Genomic DNA, 15365 nt, shown 5'->3' on the forward strand with positions numbered 1-15365 from the left:
GGGAGGGTGAAGGTGGTGAAGGACAGGATGAGGGCGAGGTAGGAGTTGATCAGTCCGACCTGGCTGAAGACGAGGTAGAGGGTGATGAGCAGCAGCGCCTGGGGGAACATCTGGGAGGCCAGGACGAGGTACATGAGGGAGCGGCGGCCGCGGTAGCGGAACTTGGCGAAGGAGTAGCCGGTGTAGGCGGCGACGATGACCGTGAGCACGGCGGTCACGGTCGACACGATCAGGCTGTTGGTGAGGTACCGCAGCAGCTTCGCGTTGTCGAGGATCGCGGTGAAGTGCTCGACCGTGATCCGGTCGGGAACGAAGTGCGGCGGGAACCGGAACACGTCGTGCGTCGGGGTGAGCGCGGTGACGAGCACCCAGTACACGGGGCCGAACGCGAAGATGCCGATCAGTGCGACCGTGGTGGCAGGGCCGAACAGCCGGCCCGCACGGCGCTTGCGGACCAGGTCCTTCGGCGGGACGACCACCGGCGATTCCTTGACCAGCGTCGGTGCGCTCATGCCGGCTCACCCCGCTCGGACACCCGCACGTAGACCACGACGAGAGCCAGGATCAGCACCAGCCACAGCGCGCCGAGGGCGCTGGCCTTGCCGAGGTCGAAGGCCTTGAACGCGGTGTCGTACACGGCGACCGCGAACGTCGTGGTGGAGCCCGCCGGCCCGCCGTTGGTGAGCACGTAGATCATGTCGAAGTGCTGCACGTTCCAGATCACCTCGAGCAGCACGACGATGCCGAGGATCCCGCGCAGGTGCGGCAGCGTCACGTGCCAGAAGCGGTTGACCGCCCCGGCGCCGTCGAGTGCCGCGGCCTCGTGCAGCGCCGCCGGGACGGTCTGCAGCCCGGCGAGCAGCATCACCATGATCCAGGGGAAGCTCGCCCAGCTCTTGGCCACGATGACGGCGGCCATCGCGGTGCCGGGGCTGCCGAGCCAGACGATCGGCTCGTCGATCAGGTGCAGCTGGACGAGCAGCCCGTTGAGCAGGCCGTAGTTGGCGTTGAAGATCCACATCCAGACGAACGACACGACGACGCCGGGAATGACCCAGGGCATCAGGAACAACCCGCGCAGCACCGCCCTGCCGCGCAGTCGCGTGTTGAGCGCCAGGGCGAGGGCGAAGCCGATGACGACGGGCACGACGGTCGCGCCGACGGTGAAGACGACCGTGTGCTCCAGGACCGGCCAGAAGTTGCGCTCCAGCACCTCGGCGAAGTTGTCGAAGCCGGCGAAGGAGCGGCCCGGCAGCACCAGGCTCTGGTTGAACAGGCTGGTGGACAGGGACCCGATCAGCGGATACAGCACGACCGCGCCGAGCAGCGCGAGCGCCGGCAGGGTCAGCAGGAACCCGAACGTCCGGTCCTTCACAGCGACACCGCGCTCGGGTGGTGCGCCGGCCCGACATAGCCGAGGCCGATGCTGATCGAGTCGGCCGCCTCGATGACCATCCGGGACAGCGCGACCTCGCGGCTCTGCAAGTCGATTGCGGAGAGCGGGCCCGACACCGACAGCGCGGCGACGACAGTGCCGGCGCCGTCGCGGATCGGGGCGGCGACGCAGGCGCGGCCCAGCGCCAGCTCCTCCAGCTCGGAGCCGTAGCCGCGGGCGGAGGTCAGCTCGAGCTCGGCGTCGAGCTTCTCGTGGGTGGTGATCGTGCGGGGGGTGTAGGCGACCAGGGTGCTCGGCGGCAGCAGCCCGCGCCGCTCGACCGGGGTGAGGCCGGTCAGCAGCGACTTGCCCAGGCCCGTGGCGTGCAGCGGGTTGCGCTGGCCGGCGAGCACGAACGACCGCGGCGCCTGCCGGCCCTCGAAGTTGAGCAGGTAGAAGAGGCTGGCGTCGCGGCGGACCGCGACGTTGACGCCGAGGCCCAGGTCGGCCGCCAGGTTCTGGGCGATCTGCCGCGCCTCGCGGTGCACGGGGTGGCTGTTGAGCACGGCGCCACCGAGGCTGACCGTGTCCAGTCCGAGCCGGTAGAGCCCGCTGACCGGGTCGCGGTCGACGAAGCCGGCCGCCTCCAGGGTTGCGAGCAGGCGCGACGCGGTGGAGAGTCCAAGGTCTGCGAGTTTGGCGACGTCGGAGACGCGCAGCTCGGAGCGGCCGGCCGTGAAGACCCGCAGCACCGTCAGCGCCCGCTCGACGCTCTGGTTGCTTCCGACATCCGAAGCCATCAGGACCCTCTCTGGAAGTTGCTTGCGTGATACGGCAAGATATCCCGCATGCTGCAAGTGGTCAACCGCACAGCGGGGGTGCCCCGTGAGGATCGTTGACGTGACGACCTTCCCGCTCAAGCTGCGCGGGGAGGACGTCTACCTGGGCGCCGCCACGCGCTCGAATCCCGAAGAATCCGACTATTACCTCCGGCCGCCGTGGCGCAGCCTGTACTCGGATCGTTACGAGACGCTCCTCGTCAGGATCACCTGCGACGACGGCACGGTGGGCTGGGGCGAGGCGCTCGCACCCGTGGGGCCCGAGATCGTGCAGGCCATCGTCGACCGGCTGCTGGCGCCCGCGCTGCTGAAGCAGGACCCGCGGCGGGTCCGGCCGATGTGGAGCAGGCTCACCGGCCTCATGCGGGAGCGCGGCCACCTCGTCGGCCACCAGGCGGACGCCCTGGCGGCGGTGGACATCGCCCTGTGGGACCTGGCCGGCAAGGCGGCGGGGCTGCCCGTGCACGCGCTGCTCGGCGGGGCGTACCGCGACACCGTGCCGACCTACGTCTCGGGCCTCCCGGTCGCGACCGACGCCGAGCGGGCCGAGCTCGCCCGCAACTGGCTTGCACAGGGTGCAAGCTCGGTGAAGCTCCACCTCGGCCGTGGGGTGGAGGAGGACCTGGCCACCTTCGACGCGGTCGCCGCGACCGGGATGCGGGTCGCCGTCGACGCGCACTGGGCCTACGACCTCGCCGACGCGCTGCGCCTCGGCAAGGCCCTCGACGCGCGCGGCGCCTGGTTCCTGGAGGCGCCCCTCGCGCCCGAGGACGTCGACGGCCACCAGGAGCTCGCCGCCGCGCTCGTCACCCCCGTCGCCGTCGGCGAGACGCTGCGCAACCGGTTCGAGTTCAAGCTGTGGCTGCAGGAGCGGGCCCTCGACCTCGCGCAGCCCGACGTCGGCCGCACCGGCATCACCGAGGCCATGGCCATCGCGGAGATCGCCTCCGTGCACCACGTGCCGGTGGCGCCGCACCACTCCGTCGGGCTCGGCGTCGTCCTCGCCGCCGGCATCCACGTCGCCGCCGCGATCGAGGCGATGCCGGTCTTCGAGTTCCAGCCCGGCCCGTTCCCCGTCGCCAACCGCATCCTCACCCGGCCGCTGACCGGCGGACCCGGGTCGTTCCACCTGCCGACCGCGCCGGGCCTCGGCGTCGACGTCGACATCACCGCCCTTCTGGAGGACCAATGAGTGGCCAGCAAGCACAGACTCAGCTCGCGACGACGACGCCGCAGGCGGCGTCGTGAGCCGCTCCACTGATGTGCGCGGGCTGATTCCCGTGCTCGCCACCCCGTTCCACCCCGACGGCTCCCTGGACACGTCCAGCCTGCGCCGGCTCGTCGAGTTCTCCGCCGCCGCGGGCGTGGACGGCGTGGCCGTGTTCGGCTTCGCCAGCGAGGGCTTCACGCTGACCACGGCCGAGCGGGCCGCCGTGCTCGCCGTGGTGCGGGCCGCGCTGGGCCCGGCCCTGCCGATCGTCGCCGGCGTGTCGGCGACCGGCACCGGCGACGCGATCGACCAGTGCCGGGCCGCGGCGGACGCCGGTGCCAGCGTGGCGATGCTGATCCCGCCGTTCATGGTGAAGCCGTCCCCGGCCCAGATCGTCGACTTCTACGGTGCGGTGGCCGCGGCCGGCGGGCTCTCGGTGATGGTGCAGGACGCGCCCGCCTCCACCGGCGTCAACCTGCCCGTGCCGCTCATCGTGGAGTTGTCGAAGCTCGACGGCGTCGACTCGGTGAAGGTCGAGACCCAGCCGACCGCCCCGAAGGTCGGCGCCGTCATCGACGCGACCGCCGCCGACTTCCTCGTCCTCGGTGGCCAGAACGCGCTGTTCGTCCTGGAGGAGTACGCCCGCGGCGCCGTCGGCACGATGCCCGCGAGCGAGTTCCCGGACCTGCTCGTCCCGGTCCTCCGCGCGTACCAGGCGGGGTCGCTCCGGGAGGCGCGGGAGGGGTTCAACCGGCTGCTGCCGCTGATCCGCTTCGGGCTGCAGCCGGGGATCGCGTGGTCGATCCACAAGCACGTGCTGCACCGGCGGGGCGTCATCGACTCCACGACGGTCCGCGCGCCCGCCGTGGACGCCGACCCGGCGACCCTGGCCGCACTGGACGTGATCCTGGACGACCTCGGCCTGTCAGGGCCGGCCCGGTGAGCGGCGTCCCGGACGGCCACCGCCTGCCAGGGAGCGCCCGGTGAGGGGCGTGCTGGTCATCGGGGCGACGTCGCCGATCGGGCTCGCGATCGGGCGGGCCTTCGCCGGCGACCGGGTCGCGGGCGCCGCCCTGGACACCACCGCGGATCCGGCGTTCGAGGCGAGCTGGGCGGCCGACTGCTCCACCCCCGGCGGCGCGGCGGAGGTGGTCGGCCGCGCCGTGGACCTGCTCGGCCGGCTCGACGTGCTCGTCCTCGCCGCCGCGGTCATGCCGGTCGCCCCCGCCGAGACCCAGACCGACGACCAGTGGCGCGCCGCGATCGACGTGACGCTCTCGGGCGCCTTCTACGCCTGCCGGGCGGCGCTGCCGCACCTGCCTTCCGGCGGCAGCATCGTCGCGGTCACCTCCGTGAACAGCTTCCTCGCCGCCCCCGGCCTGCCCTCGTACGCCGCGGCGAAGGCGGGCCTGGACGGCCTGGTCCGCCAGCTCGCCCTCGAGTACGGCCCGCGCGGCATCCGCGTCAACGCGGTCGCGCCGGGTCTCATCGGCGGCGACGACCTCCCCGCCGCCGCCGAGGGCTACCCGCTGCGCCGCGTCGGCCGCCCCGAGGAGGTGGCGTCCGCGGTGGCGTTCCTGGCGTCACCGGCCGCCGGGTTCGTCACGGGCGCCTGCCTTCCCGTCGACGGCGGCCTGTCGATCGCCTCCCCGGCCGCGTTCCTGCGCCCCGACCTCCGCGCGAGGTGGCTCCCGTGACCGCCGTCGTCCGGGGTGCGGGCGCTCGCGGGAGGTGGTTCGGGTGAGCGGGCTGATCGTCGGGCTCGGCGAGGCGATGGTGCTCTTCCAGCCCGCCGACCTCCTCCCTCTGGAGGAGTGCGCGACGGCGTCGGTGCACGTGGCCGGCGCCGAGCTGAACCTGCTCGCCGCGGCGGCCAGGGCCGGGGCGCGGGCGGCGTTCTGCAGCCGGGTCGGCGACGACCCGTTCGGGCGGCGGGTCGTGGCGGCCGCGGAGGGGCTCGGCGTCGCCGCCGGTCTCGTCGCCGTCGACGGCATCCGGCCGACGGGCGTGTTCGTGAAGGACGTCCGGCCCGACGGTGCGCGGCGGGTCCACTACTACCGGGCCGGTTCGGCGGCGTCCGCCCTCGACGAGGCCGACGCCGACCGGGCCCTGGCCGCCGGGCCCGACCTGGTCGCGGTGTCCGGGCTGACCGCCGCGCTCGGCGACGGGCCGCGCCGGGCGGTGCTGCGGCTGGCCCGCGAGGCGCACGCGCGGGGCATACCCGTCGCCGTCGACCCGAACCTGCGGCCCGGGCTGGACGCGGCCGGTGTCGTGACCGCGTTGCTGCCGCTGACGGCGTACCTCCTCCTCGGGATGGACGAGGCGGTGCCGCTCTTCGGCACGGACGACCCCGGGGAGGTCTTCGCGCGGGCCAGGGCCGCCGGCGTGCGGGAGGTGGTGCTGAAGGCCGGCGCCGACGGCTGCTGGCACGACGGCGGTGACACGCCGGCGCACCTGCCGTCCGCGGCGGTCCGGGTGGTCGACCCCGTCGGGGCCGGGGACGCGTTCGCGGGCGCCTACCTCGCCGCCCGCCTCGCCGGGACCGGGCCGCGCGGCGCGGCGCTGCTGGGCACCCGGTTCGCGGCCAGGGTGGTCGCGTTGGCCGGCGACACCGAGGGGCTGCCGGCTCCCGCCGAGGTCGCGGCGATGCTCGCCGAGGCCGGATGACCCTTGCACCCGGCGGCAGGAATCATCCTCCTGGCGAACGACCTTCAGATCCGCGCCGGGAGGCCGATGGATGGTTGGGTCCCCCACGAGGACCACAGGGGTCGGCCGTCCAGAGGGAGCGTCACACGTCATGCCCGGAGTGCTCGCCTGGCTCATGCCGAAGGTCCGCCTCAGCGACGCGGCCTTCCAGTCGCGGCACCGGGCGCTCCGGCTGGTGCTGGCGCTGCACCTGCCCGTGCTCGTCGTCCTCAGCCTCGTCAACGGGCACACCGTCGTCGGCGAGCACGCCCACGACGGCGGGTGGCTCGTCTGGTCGGCGAACGCGGGCGTGCTGATCTGCGCGGTCGCCGCCGGCGTCGCCCGCAGCAGGCGCGGCGCGGCGGTCGCCGTCTCGACGGGTCTCGTGCTCGCCGCCGCGGCGCTCGTGCACGCCGGCAACGGCCTCACCGACCTGCACTTCCACTTCTTCGTGGTGGTCGGGCTGGTCAGCCTGTACCAGGACTGGGTCACGCTGCTGGTCGCCGTCCTGCTGGTCGCGGCGCACCACCTCCTCGTCGCCGCGACCATGCCGGACATGCTCTTCAGCAGCCCGCAGGCGCGCGACCACCCGATCCTGTTCGTGCTGATGCACGCCGGGTTCGTCCTCGCGATGTGCCTGACGCAGCTGGTGTACTGGAGGTTCGCCGCCAACGCGGAGGCCGAGGTCGACGCCGAGCGGGCGCGCGTCGCCGCGGAGAACCAGTCGGCGCTGCGGGCCGCCGCCGACGACGCCACCCGGCGCGAGGAGGCGGCCGCGAGCAACGCCGCGGAGCAGGTCGCGCACAGCGAACGCCTCGGCCGGCGCCTCGAGACCGTCCTCGCCGACGTCGCCGACGCCGGTGTGCGGCTCGGCGCCGAGGCCGGCGCGGCGATGGAGTCGTTCGAGCAGAAGCTGGCGGGGATGACCGGCGCCGTACGCGACGCCGTCACCGACGTCGAGGCGGCGCTCAACGACTCCAACCGCGCGCGCACCGTCATCGGCGAGCTGGAGACCGCGATCGCCGACATCGCCACCGTCGCCGGCCTCATCCAGGCGGTCGCGGACCAGACGAAGCTGCTCGCCCTGAACGCGACGATCGAGGCCGCCCGCGCCGGCGAGGCCGGGAAGGGCTTCGGCGTGGTCGCCAACGAGGTCAAGGACCTCGCCGCGCAGACCGCCGCCGCGACCGGCCGGATCGAGACGACCGTCGGCCAGGTCACCGCCGGCGCGCTCGCGGCAGCGAACGCGGTCGGCGGGGTCGCGGACCGGCTCGGCTCGGTCGCCGCCGCCCAGCGCGAGGTCGAGGCGTCGCTGCACGAGCAGACGAGCCTCGCGGCCACCACCCGCGGCTCGGTCGCGGCCGCCGCGGAGAAGGTCAGCGCCACCGCCCAGCAGCCCTGACGCCGCAGGTCCACACGACCTGACGGTGTGCACCTCACGACCGCACAACCTTTACCGGATCACGGCACGCGCGAGGAGCGCAGCGCCGGTGCAGCACCACGACAACCGAGCGGGCGCGGAAACAGGAGCCCGAAAGCGGGCGCCCGGAAGCGGGAGGCCGGAAGCGGGAGGCCGGAAGCGGGAGGCCGGAAGCGGGAGGCCAGAAGCGGGAGGCCGGTCAGTTGGCGACCGGGGCCGGGACCGCGGCGGCGGAGACGGGTGCCTTCGTGCGGAAGGCCGGGGCCAGGGCGACGATGCCCGCGGCGAGGACCGCCGGCACGACGAAGGCCAGGCGCAGGGACGCGCTCTCCGCGACCGCGCCGATCAGGCCGGCGCCGACGACGAAGCCGACGTAGTTGAACAGGTTGACGCGGGCGATCGCGACGCCGGTCCCGGCCGGGTCGAGGCGGCCGGCGGCGGAGAAGGACTGGGGGACGACCAGCGACAGGCCGATGCCGACGACGGCGAAGCCGGCGATGCCCATCGCCGCCGACTGTGAGGCGGCGACGAGGCCCAGGCCCAGGCCGCCGACCACGCCCCCGACGGCGACGACGCCGACGGGGCCGAAGCGGCGCACGATGAGGTCGCCGGCGGTGCGGCCGACGAGCATGGTGGCCTGGTAGGCGGCGAGGCCGAGGGCGGCGACGCTGGTGCTGGCAGAGAACGCGTGGTCGAGGAAGACCGTGCTCCAGTTGGAGACGGCGGAGTCGGCGATGAACATGAGCATCATCGCGATGCCGACGAGGATGACGGGGCGCCACGGGACGGCGGTGTCGGCACCCGGTGGCACGTCCGCGACCTCTTCCGCGCGGCGCAGCTGCCAGGGGCCCGCGGCGAGGGCCAGCAGCGCGCCGACGGCCGCGACGGCGGCGAGGGACGCGCCGATCGACCAGCCCAGGCGGGACGTGCCGGCGGTGGCGAGCGCGCCGAGGATGGCGCCGACGCTCCACACGGCGTGGAACGAGTTGAGGACGGGGCGGCCGTAGCGGCGCTCGACGCTGACGCCCTGCATGTTCATGGTGGCGTCGACGAACCCGAGCATGAGGCCGACGAAGGCGAGGGCGGCGTACAGCTGCCAGGCCTGGCCGGCGAGGCCGACGGCGGTGATCGCGAGGGCGACGCCGGGGCCGCCGGCGCGCAGCACGGGCGAGCTGCCGAAGCGGGCGGACAGCAGGCCGGCGAGGACGCTGCCGACGCCGGCGACGACCGGGACGGCGAGCAGGACCAGGGAGAGCTCGCCGTCGGAGAAGCCGAACTTCTCCTGCAGCACGCCGACCTGGGTCAGCAGGGCGGCGAAGCAGAAGCCCTGGACCAGGTACGCCACCGCGACGCTGAGTCTTGCCCGGCGGTCCCGCATTCCGGCCCCCAATGGTGAGAATTCCTCGGAAGCATCGTTCACGGGGCGGCGGAGCGCAAGGCCCACCAGCGGGCCGCCTGGAGGGTCGCGCCGTATCCGATGAGTGTCAGCAGGTGGAACAGGTACAGCCACAGCAGCACGGCGACGGTCGCGCCGACCGCGTCCAGGCCGCCGAAGGGCGCGCCGAGGTCGAGGGGCAGCGACCAGAACAGCACGAACCCGTGCGCGAAGCCCGAGACGTTCGCCGCCGTGAACGAGCCGACCACGACCGTCGGCACCCAGGCGGGGCTCGGTGGGGCGCACCAGCGGTACACCATGACGAACGCCGGGCTCAGCGCGAGCCAGGTGGCGAGGAACGACACGACGACCGCCGTCACACTCGACCACCCGCCGTCCTGCAGGCGACGTGCGGCGCCGGGCAGCACGAGGAGGAGGCCGAGCAGCAGCGCCGGCGCGGCGGCGAGGACGGGCAGGATGAGCAGCCGCCCGCGCCAGCCCGCGGGCGAGCCGGACTCGGTGAGGGAGACGAACGCGCGGCGGAGGCCTTCGCCGTACCAGGTGGCGGGGACGAGCGCGATCAGGGTCAGCGGCCACGACATGCCGAGCCCGGCGTCGACGAGCACGGCGGTGGCGCGGTCGGCGCCGAGGCGGCCGGGCATGGCGGCGATGACCGGCCCGGCCAGCTCGCGGATCCGGCCGGTGCCGGCGATGAGCCCGGCGAGCCTGATGGTGAGCAGCGCGACGGGCACGACGGCGACGGCGCCGTAGAACGTGACGGCGCCCGCGTGCAGGTTGAGGTCCCGGCCGCGGAAGAACCGCAGGACCACCCGCACCGCACGCATCACGACCGCCCGGTACCCACCGCGGACCCCCGCGACACACGCCGGCGCGCCGCACCGGACACCGCCGGAAGAAGGAGACCGGGCCGGCGGCGTCCGGGAGAAGCCCGGGGCCGCCGGCACGGGAGACGGCACGCCTACGACACGGCGGGCGCCGGCACGGGAGACGGCACGCCTACGACACGGCGGGCGCCGGCAGGAGGGTGGTGAGCAGGCCGCGCAGCAGGTCGATGCCGTCGTAGCTCAGGACCGACTCGGGGTGGAACTGGACGCCGGCGAAGGTGGGGCCGCGCAGCGCGTGGACGTCGCCGTTGGCCGGGTCGCGGGACAGCTCCACCTCACCGTAGGCGCTGCTGAAACGGTCGTGCGGGTGCGTGGCGGTGAAGGTGGAGTAGAAGCCGACCGTCGTGGGGCGGCCGAAGAACACGATGTCGCGCTGCATGCCCTGGTACGGGTTGGCCTTGCGGCGCAGGGGCAGGCCCAGCAGGCCCGACAGCAGCTGGTGGCCGAGGCACACGGCCAGCGTCGGCGTGCCGGAGTCGAGCAGCTGCTCGGCGACGGCCCGCATGGCCGCCATCTTCGGCTCCTCGACGCGCCGCGGGTCGCCCGGGCCGGGGCCGAGCACGACGAGGTCGTAGCCGTCCAGCGTGGTGACCGCCGTGTACTTCTCCAGGACGACGTCCAGGCCGAGGATCCGCAACTGGTGGTGCAGCATGCCGGTGAAGGTGTCCTCCGCGTCGACGATGAGGACCCGCCGGCCGGCGAGCGCGGGCGTCGCGAGCGACCGCGTGTGGTGGTCCTGCAGCCAGAACGGCGCGAGGGTGGCGTTGCGGGCGACGAGGGCGCCCTGCACGGCCGGGTCGGCGGCGAGCAGCGGCGCGGCCGGGACGGGACCGGAGGCCGGGGCCGTGCCCAGGCCGAGCGCGGTCAGCACGCCGGCGGCCTTCGTGTGGGTCTCGCGCACCTCCCCCTCGGGGGTCGAGTGCCGCACGAGGGTGGCGCCGACCGGCACCCGCAGGCGCCCGGCAGACGAGATCTCGGCGGTGCGGATGAGGATCGGCGCGTCCAGGGTCTGCCGGCCGGCCTCGTCGGTGCCGATGAGGGCGAGCACGGCGCCGTAGTAGCCGCGGCCGCGGCGCTCGTGGCGGGCGACGACCCGGCACGCGTTCTCGATCGGGCTGCCGACGACGGTCGGCGCGAACATCGTCTCCCGCAGCACGTCCCGCACGTCCAGTGCGCTGCGGCCGGCGAGGAGGTACTCCGTGTGGACGAGGTGCGCCATCTCCTTCAGGTACGGGCCGATGACCTGCCCGCCCTCGGTCGCGACGGTCGCCATCATCTTGAGCTCCTCGTCCAGGACCATGGACAGCTCGTCGATCTCCTTGCGGTCGGCGAGGAACCGCAGCACCGCCTCCTTGTCGGGCACGCCGCCCGGGTGCCGGAACGTGCCGCTGATCGGGTTCATCATGACCAGGCCGTCCTCGACGCTGACGTGCCGCTCCGGGGTGGCGCCGACGAGCGTGCGCTCACCGGTGTGCACGAGGAACGTCCAGTACGCGCCGCGCTCGCGTTCCAGCAGCCGCCGGTACACGGCGAGGGCGGCGGCGACCGGGTCACCGTCGACGCCGGCGGTGAAGACGCGGTGGATGACGAAGTTGGAGCCCTCGCCGCGGCCGATCTCGTCGCGGAGCACCTCGGAGACGATGGAGGCGTACTCGTCGTCGGACACGTCGAACGCGCCGTCGCGCAGCGACACCGGCCCGGCCGGCAGCACGGCGAGGAAGTCGGACACCGGGCACGACGAGCGGGAGGAGATGCGCAGCACGGACAGGGGCGTGCCGTCGTCGACGCATTCGAAGCCCCGCTCACGGACCTGCCGGAACGGCACGAGCGAGAGGGACTCGGACGGGATGTCGGCGAGCGACTCGACGGTCTCGACGGTGCCGGCGAGCACCTCGACGACGTCGCGGCCTTCGCGGCGCAGCAGGGCGAACGGGCGGTTCAGGTCGGGCAGCATGCGGGTCGTCCCTCTCAGGTCTGGCCGGCGGTCCGGGCGGCCGGCCCCTTCGAGGAAGGGAACGAAAAAAAGCGACCGCCGGATCGGCGGCCGCGGATGTGGGTGTCACGCGGGAGTGGGCCGCCTCGTCAGGCGGGCCACCAGCATCGGTTCAAGTACGCGGACACGCTGAAGACCATACGACGAACTCCTGGGCGGCGCCAGCACCTCCCGGCAAAACGCCACCCAGGAAGAAATCGTCAGCGGTTCAGCGACCCCATCGTCGCCGCTGGATACCTCGTGCCGGCCACGTCCTGCGCGATGGAGAGCTTCTCGATCGCGGCGAGATCGTCCGCGGTCAGCGGGACGTCGAGCGCGGCCACGTTCTGTTCGAGGTACGGGCGCCGCTTGGTGCCGGGGATCGGCACGACGTCGTCGCCCTGCGCGAGGACCCAGGCGAGCGCGAGCTGCGCGGGGGTGACGCCCTTCGCGGCGGCCAGGGCGCGGACCTCGGCGACCAGGTCGAGGTTGCGCTGGAAGTTCTCACCCTGGAAGCGGGGGTTGACCCGGCGGAAGTCCGACGGGTCGAACTGCGACGGGTCGGTGATCTCGCCGGTCAGGAAGCCGCGGCCGAGCGGGCTGTAGGCGACCAGCCCGATGCCCAGCTCGCGGAACGCGCCGAGGATGCCGTCCTCCAGCTCGCGGCTCCACAGGGAGTACTCGTACTGCCCGGCGGTCACCGGGTGCACGGCGTGCGCCCGCCGTACGGTCGCGACCGACGCCTCGGAGATGCCGAGGTGGCGGACCTTGCCGGCGGCGACGGCCTCGCTGAGCGCGCCCCAGGTGTCCTCGATCGGCACCCGGTCGTCGACGCGGTGCTGGTAGTACAGGTCGATGTGGTCGACGCCGAGGCGGGTGAGCGACGCGTCGAGGGCGGCCCGCACGTAGTCGGGGTGGCCGTTGATGCTGCGGCCGTCGCCGTCGCGCTGGATGCCGAACTTGGTCGCGAGGGTCACCTCGTCGCGGCGCCCGGCGATGGCGCGGCCGACCAGCTGCTCGTTGGTGAACGGGCCGTACATGTCGGCGGTGTCCAGGAACGTCACGCCGAGGTCGAGGGCGCGGTGGATGGTGGCGATGGACTCGGCGTCGTCACCCGGGCCGTAGAACTCGCTCATCCCCATGCAGCCGAGGCCGAGCGCCGACGTGGTCAGAGTGCCAAGGGTTCGCTGTCGCATGCCCCAACACTCCCCCTTCGAGCGCGCTCGAAGTCAAATAGGCTGGAACGATGGATTTCACCATCGCGGAAGTGGCGGAGCGGACCGGCCTGACCGCGCACACGCTGCGGTATTACGAGCGAGCCGGCCTCCTCGACCCGCCGGAGCGGGACTGGAACGGCCACCGCCGCTACTCCGAGGGCGACGTCGGGATGCTCGGGATCCTGACCCGCCTGCGGGCCACCGGCATGTCGATCGCCGGGATGCGCCGGTACGCGGAGCTGTGCCGGGTCGGCCCGGAGACGTTCGACGAGCGCCGCGGGCTCCTGGAGCAGCACCGCCGGGAGGTGCTGCAGCGGATCGCCGACCTGCAGAGCGATCTCACCCTGATCGAACACAAGATCAGCGTCTACGGCGGCGCGGCGACCCCCGTGCCCGATCTCGCCAGCCCGTAGAGGCACACCAGCGCGGCCAGCACGAGCGGGACGCCGTCGCGGATGACGCCGTCGACGCCGAGCAGCAGCCAGCACAGCACCGGCTGCACGAGCAGCACGAAGACGCTGACCATGGCGAGCAGCACCCGCGCCCAGGCGTGCCCGAACATCATCGCGAAGCTGATCAGCGACGCCACGAACGCGACGACGATGCCGAGCACGAACCACGAGATGACCAGCGGCACGGCCGTCGAGCGTGGCAGCCGCGGCTCGCCCCACAGCGTCCCGGCGGCGACCAGGCACGGCACGCTCAGCAGCGCCGAGTAGGACAGCGCGGCGACCCGGGCGGTCAGCGCCCACGCCGGGATCGGCCGCTTCGACGGCCTGCGGGTGAGGTGCGCGGCGATCGCCGGCGAGCGGAACAGCTGCCAGACCACGGTCGTGCACAGCGTCAGGATGACGGCGAGCGCGGCGAGCACCTGCCACGGCGGCAGGTAGCCGCCCTCGCGGGGCTGGGCGAGCCGGGCCGAGGCGAACACGGTGGTGACCGCGAGGATCAACCCGAACGGCCGGGCGGTGAGCCGGCCCCAGCGGATCTCCCGCATCAGGAACAAAAATCCGAGTGCGCGCAGCATCGCCCAGAATGTCCGCACCCCGAGCCCGAATCCGCCCTCGCTGGAGTATTTGAGGTTGACGAGATCCGCGGCGAGCGTCACCACCGCGGTGAGCAGCACGATGCGGCGCAGCCGCCGGCTCGCCGGAGTCGGCGCCGGAGGCCGTTTGATTTGCACCAGTTCACGCCAACTGCCCTGCATGAAACGGCACGCTAACACCGTCGCCCGCACATTGCTGACGTCAATGCACTATTGTTTCCGCCCATGACCGGGCGATTCGTTGGTGTGGTCAGGCGCAGTACAGTGTTCGCCGCGATGATTGTCGGAATTCTTGGCATCCTGCCGTTTCCGTCAATTGCCACCGCATATGCACCCCGTCTCACGCTCGCGAGCAGCACGCCGGGCGCGGAGACCCGTGTGGGCCACCTGCCGCAGGTGCTGCAACTCGTGTTCAACGACAAGATCGTCGACGCCCAGGTGATCCTGACCGGCCCGGACAGCGCGGCCGTCAGCCTCGGCGCCGTCACCGTGCGCAACGAGACGGCCCGCATCGCGCTCGGCGTCCCGGACGGCGCGCCCGGCAGCTACACCGTGTCCTACACGGCCACCGGGAGCAACGGCGCGACCGGCAACGGCAGCTTCTCGTTCACCGTGACCACCGGCGCGAAGACCGGCACCTCCGCGAAGCCGACCCGCACGCCGTCGCCGACGGCGGCGCCGACCGTCCCGCCGGTCGCGACCAGCGCCGCGGCCGCGCCCGCCGACTTCCTGACGTCCAAGATGCAGCCACCGGCCGCCGCGGCACCGCCGGCCGCCGGCCGGCCCGCCTGGTGGACCTACGCGGCGGTGCTGCTGGTGGTGGCATGCGTGCTGGTGGTGTTCCTCGGGTTCAGCCGCCGCCGGATCCGGCCCGGCATCCCGGCGAAGTAAGGCAGATCAGGCACAATCACGCCTTATCGTGAAGGCATGCTGGAGCACCTTCGCGTCCTCGTCGTCGACGACGAGCCGGACCTGTGCGAGATCGTCAAACGGGTGCTCAGCCGCGCCGGCGCCGAGGTCCTCACGGCGTCGGGGCTCGCCGGGGCGGAGCGCGTCTGCGTCGAGCACCCGGCCGCGATCGACCTGGCGATCACCGACCTGAAGCTCAACGACGGCTCCGGCGTGCAGGTGGCCGAGGTGGTACGGGCGCACTGCCCCGACGCGTTGATCATGTACATGTCCGGCCTGCCCTACTTCGACGCCTCCGTCGTGGAGCTCGGACCGGACGCCTCGGTGATCGCCAAGCCCTTCCGCGCCACCGAACTGGTCGACATGGTGCAGGTCGCCCTGATCCGGGCGGGACGGGTCGCTCCGTAGCGACA

At 73.2% G+C, this 15365-nt stretch carries 16 protein-coding genes; 8 read left to right on the forward strand and 8 right to left on the reverse strand.

The window, feature by feature from the left end; all coding sequences use genetic code 11:
* The 3 genes from AB0J72_RS38280 to AB0J72_RS38290 form a co-directional block, all read right to left on the reverse strand.
* The coding region (locus AB0J72_RS38280) for a carbohydrate ABC transporter permease (protein ID WP_363408021.1) at positions 1 to 512 on the reverse strand (512 nt) is incomplete at its 3' end.
* Positions 509 to 1375 (reverse strand): sugar ABC transporter permease, encoded by an 867-nt coding sequence (locus AB0J72_RS38285; protein ID WP_363408024.1) that lies wholly within the window; start codon positions 1373 to 1375, stop codon positions 509 to 511. The genes AB0J72_RS38280 and AB0J72_RS38285, both read right to left, overlap by 4 nt.
* A complete protein-coding gene (locus tag AB0J72_RS38290; RefSeq protein ID WP_363408027.1) occupies positions 1372 to 2175 on the reverse strand; it encodes an IclR family transcriptional regulator in 804 nt (267 codons plus the stop codon). The genes AB0J72_RS38285 and AB0J72_RS38290 overlap by 4 nt, the downstream gene beginning before the upstream one ends.
* Before the next feature lie 100 nt (positions 2176 to 2275).
* On the opposite strand from AB0J72_RS38290, the gene AB0J72_RS38295 reads away from it, so the two are divergent.
* The 5 genes from AB0J72_RS38295 (at position 2276) to AB0J72_RS38315 (ending at position 7511) form a co-directional block, all read left to right on the forward strand.
* Positions 2276 to 3406: a mandelate racemase/muconate lactonizing enzyme family protein gene (locus AB0J72_RS38295; protein WP_363408030.1), complete on the forward strand. Its 1131-nt coding sequence runs from the start codon at positions 2276 to 2278 to the stop codon at positions 3404 to 3406.
* A gap of 52 nt (positions 3407 to 3458) precedes the next feature.
* Complete coding sequence (locus AB0J72_RS38300; RefSeq protein WP_363408033.1) at positions 3459 to 4367, forward strand: dihydrodipicolinate synthase family protein; 909 nt, start codon at positions 3459 to 3461, stop codon at positions 4365 to 4367.
* A 40-nt stretch (positions 4368 to 4407) separates the two neighbouring features.
* On the forward strand, positions 4408 to 5121 hold the full coding sequence (locus AB0J72_RS38305) for an SDR family oxidoreductase (protein WP_363408036.1): 714 nt from the start codon (positions 4408 to 4410) through the stop codon (positions 5119 to 5121).
* 43 nt (positions 5122 to 5164) lie between these two features.
* Positions 5165 to 6091: a sugar kinase gene (locus AB0J72_RS38310; RefSeq protein ID WP_363408039.1), complete on the forward strand. Its 927-nt coding sequence runs from the start codon at positions 5165 to 5167 to the stop codon at positions 6089 to 6091.
* A 130-nt stretch (positions 6092 to 6221) separates the two neighbouring features.
* The gene (locus tag AB0J72_RS38315; RefSeq protein ID WP_363408042.1) at positions 6222 to 7511 is read left to right on the forward strand and encodes a methyl-accepting chemotaxis protein; all 1290 of its coding nucleotides are present in this window, start codon (positions 6222 to 6224) and stop codon (positions 7509 to 7511) included.
* A 217-nt stretch (positions 7512 to 7728) separates the two neighbouring features.
* On the opposite strand, the gene AB0J72_RS38320 is transcribed toward AB0J72_RS38315, so the two are convergent.
* The 4 genes from AB0J72_RS38320 to AB0J72_RS38335 all read right to left on the reverse strand — a co-directional run bounded on the left by AB0J72_RS38320 (position 7729) and on the right by AB0J72_RS38335 (position 12977).
* Positions 7729 to 8874 carry an MFS transporter gene (locus AB0J72_RS38320; RefSeq protein WP_363408045.1) on the reverse strand — a complete coding sequence of 382 codons (1146 nt, stop codon included), beginning with the start codon at positions 8872 to 8874 and terminating at the stop codon, positions 7729 to 7731.
* A gap of 71 nt (positions 8875 to 8945) precedes the next feature.
* Positions 8946 to 9749 carry a YhjD/YihY/BrkB family envelope integrity protein gene (locus tag AB0J72_RS38325; RefSeq protein ID WP_363408275.1) on the reverse strand — a complete coding sequence of 268 codons (804 nt, stop codon included), beginning with the start codon at positions 9747 to 9749 and terminating at the stop codon, positions 8946 to 8948.
* A gap of 172 nt (positions 9750 to 9921) precedes the next feature.
* Complete coding sequence (locus AB0J72_RS38330; RefSeq protein ID WP_363408048.1) at positions 9922 to 11763, reverse strand: anthranilate synthase family protein; 1842 nt, start codon at positions 11761 to 11763, stop codon at positions 9922 to 9924.
* 239 nt (positions 11764 to 12002) lie between these two features.
* Positions 12003 to 12977, reverse strand: coding sequence for an aldo/keto reductase (locus AB0J72_RS38335; RefSeq protein WP_363408051.1), 975 nt, complete (start codon positions 12975 to 12977; stop codon positions 12003 to 12005).
* Between the two features lie 50 nt (positions 12978 to 13027).
* Between AB0J72_RS38335 and AB0J72_RS38340 the strand changes: the two genes are divergently transcribed.
* On the forward strand, positions 13028 to 13411 hold the full coding sequence (locus AB0J72_RS38340; RefSeq protein ID WP_363408053.1) for a MerR family transcriptional regulator: 384 nt from the start codon (positions 13028 to 13030) through the stop codon (positions 13409 to 13411).
* Here AB0J72_RS38340 and AB0J72_RS38345 read toward each other — a convergent pair.
* Positions 13366 to 14181: a hypothetical protein gene (locus AB0J72_RS38345; RefSeq protein ID WP_363408056.1), complete on the reverse strand. Its 816-nt coding sequence runs from the start codon at positions 14179 to 14181 to the stop codon at positions 13366 to 13368. The genes AB0J72_RS38340 and AB0J72_RS38345 overlap by 46 nt on opposite strands.
* 138 nt (positions 14182 to 14319) lie before the next feature.
* On the opposite strand from AB0J72_RS38345, the gene AB0J72_RS38350 reads away from it, so the two are divergent.
* Together AB0J72_RS38350 and AB0J72_RS38355 are read left to right on the forward strand one after the other, a co-directional pair.
* Entirely contained in the window at positions 14320 to 14934 is a 615-nt protein-coding gene (locus AB0J72_RS38350; RefSeq protein WP_363408278.1) for a copper resistance CopC family protein, read from the forward strand.
* A 36-nt stretch (positions 14935 to 14970) separates the two neighbouring features.
* Positions 14971 to 15360 carry a response regulator gene (locus AB0J72_RS38355; RefSeq protein ID WP_363408059.1) on the forward strand — a complete coding sequence of 130 codons (390 nt, stop codon included), beginning with the start codon at positions 14971 to 14973 and terminating at the stop codon, positions 15358 to 15360.
* The last annotated feature ends 5 nt before the right edge of the window (positions 15361 to 15365 follow it).

The sequence above is a fragment of the Dactylosporangium sp. NPDC049742 genome (assembly GCF_040674675.1).
GTDB classification, from domain to species: domain Bacteria; phylum Actinomycetota; class Actinomycetes; order Mycobacteriales; family Micromonosporaceae; genus Dactylosporangium; species Dactylosporangium maewongense.

What these genes read in the sequence shown, in the direction of transcription:
- AB0J72_RS38315 (WP_363408042.1), top strand. Translation starts at nt 6,222, where the DNA reads ATGCCCGGAGTGCTCGCCTGGCTCATGCCGAAGGTCCGCCTCAGCGAC.
- AB0J72_RS38325 (WP_363408275.1), bottom strand. Translation starts at nt 9,749, where the DNA reads ATGCGTGCGGTGCGGGTGGTCCTGCGGTTCTTCCGCGGCCGGGACCTC.
- AB0J72_RS38330 (WP_363408048.1), bottom strand. Translation starts at nt 11,763, where the DNA reads ATGCTGCCCGACCTGAACCGCCCGTTCGCCCTGCTGCGCCGCGAAGGC.
- AB0J72_RS38290 (WP_363408027.1), bottom strand. Translation starts at nt 2,175, where the DNA reads ATGGCTTCGGATGTCGGAAGCAACCAGAGCGTCGAGCGGGCGCTGACG.
- AB0J72_RS38350 (WP_363408278.1), top strand. Translation starts at nt 14,320, where the DNA reads ATGATTGTCGGAATTCTTGGCATCCTGCCGTTTCCGTCAATTGCCACC.
- AB0J72_RS38335 (WP_363408051.1), bottom strand. Translation starts at nt 12,977, where the DNA reads ATGCGACAGCGAACCCTTGGCACTCTGACCACGTCGGCGCTCGGCCTC.
- AB0J72_RS38355 (WP_363408059.1), top strand. Translation starts at nt 14,971, where the DNA reads ATGCTGGAGCACCTTCGCGTCCTCGTCGTCGACGACGAGCCGGACCTG.
- AB0J72_RS38340 (WP_363408053.1), top strand. Translation starts at nt 13,028, where the DNA reads ATGGATTTCACCATCGCGGAAGTGGCGGAGCGGACCGGCCTGACCGCG.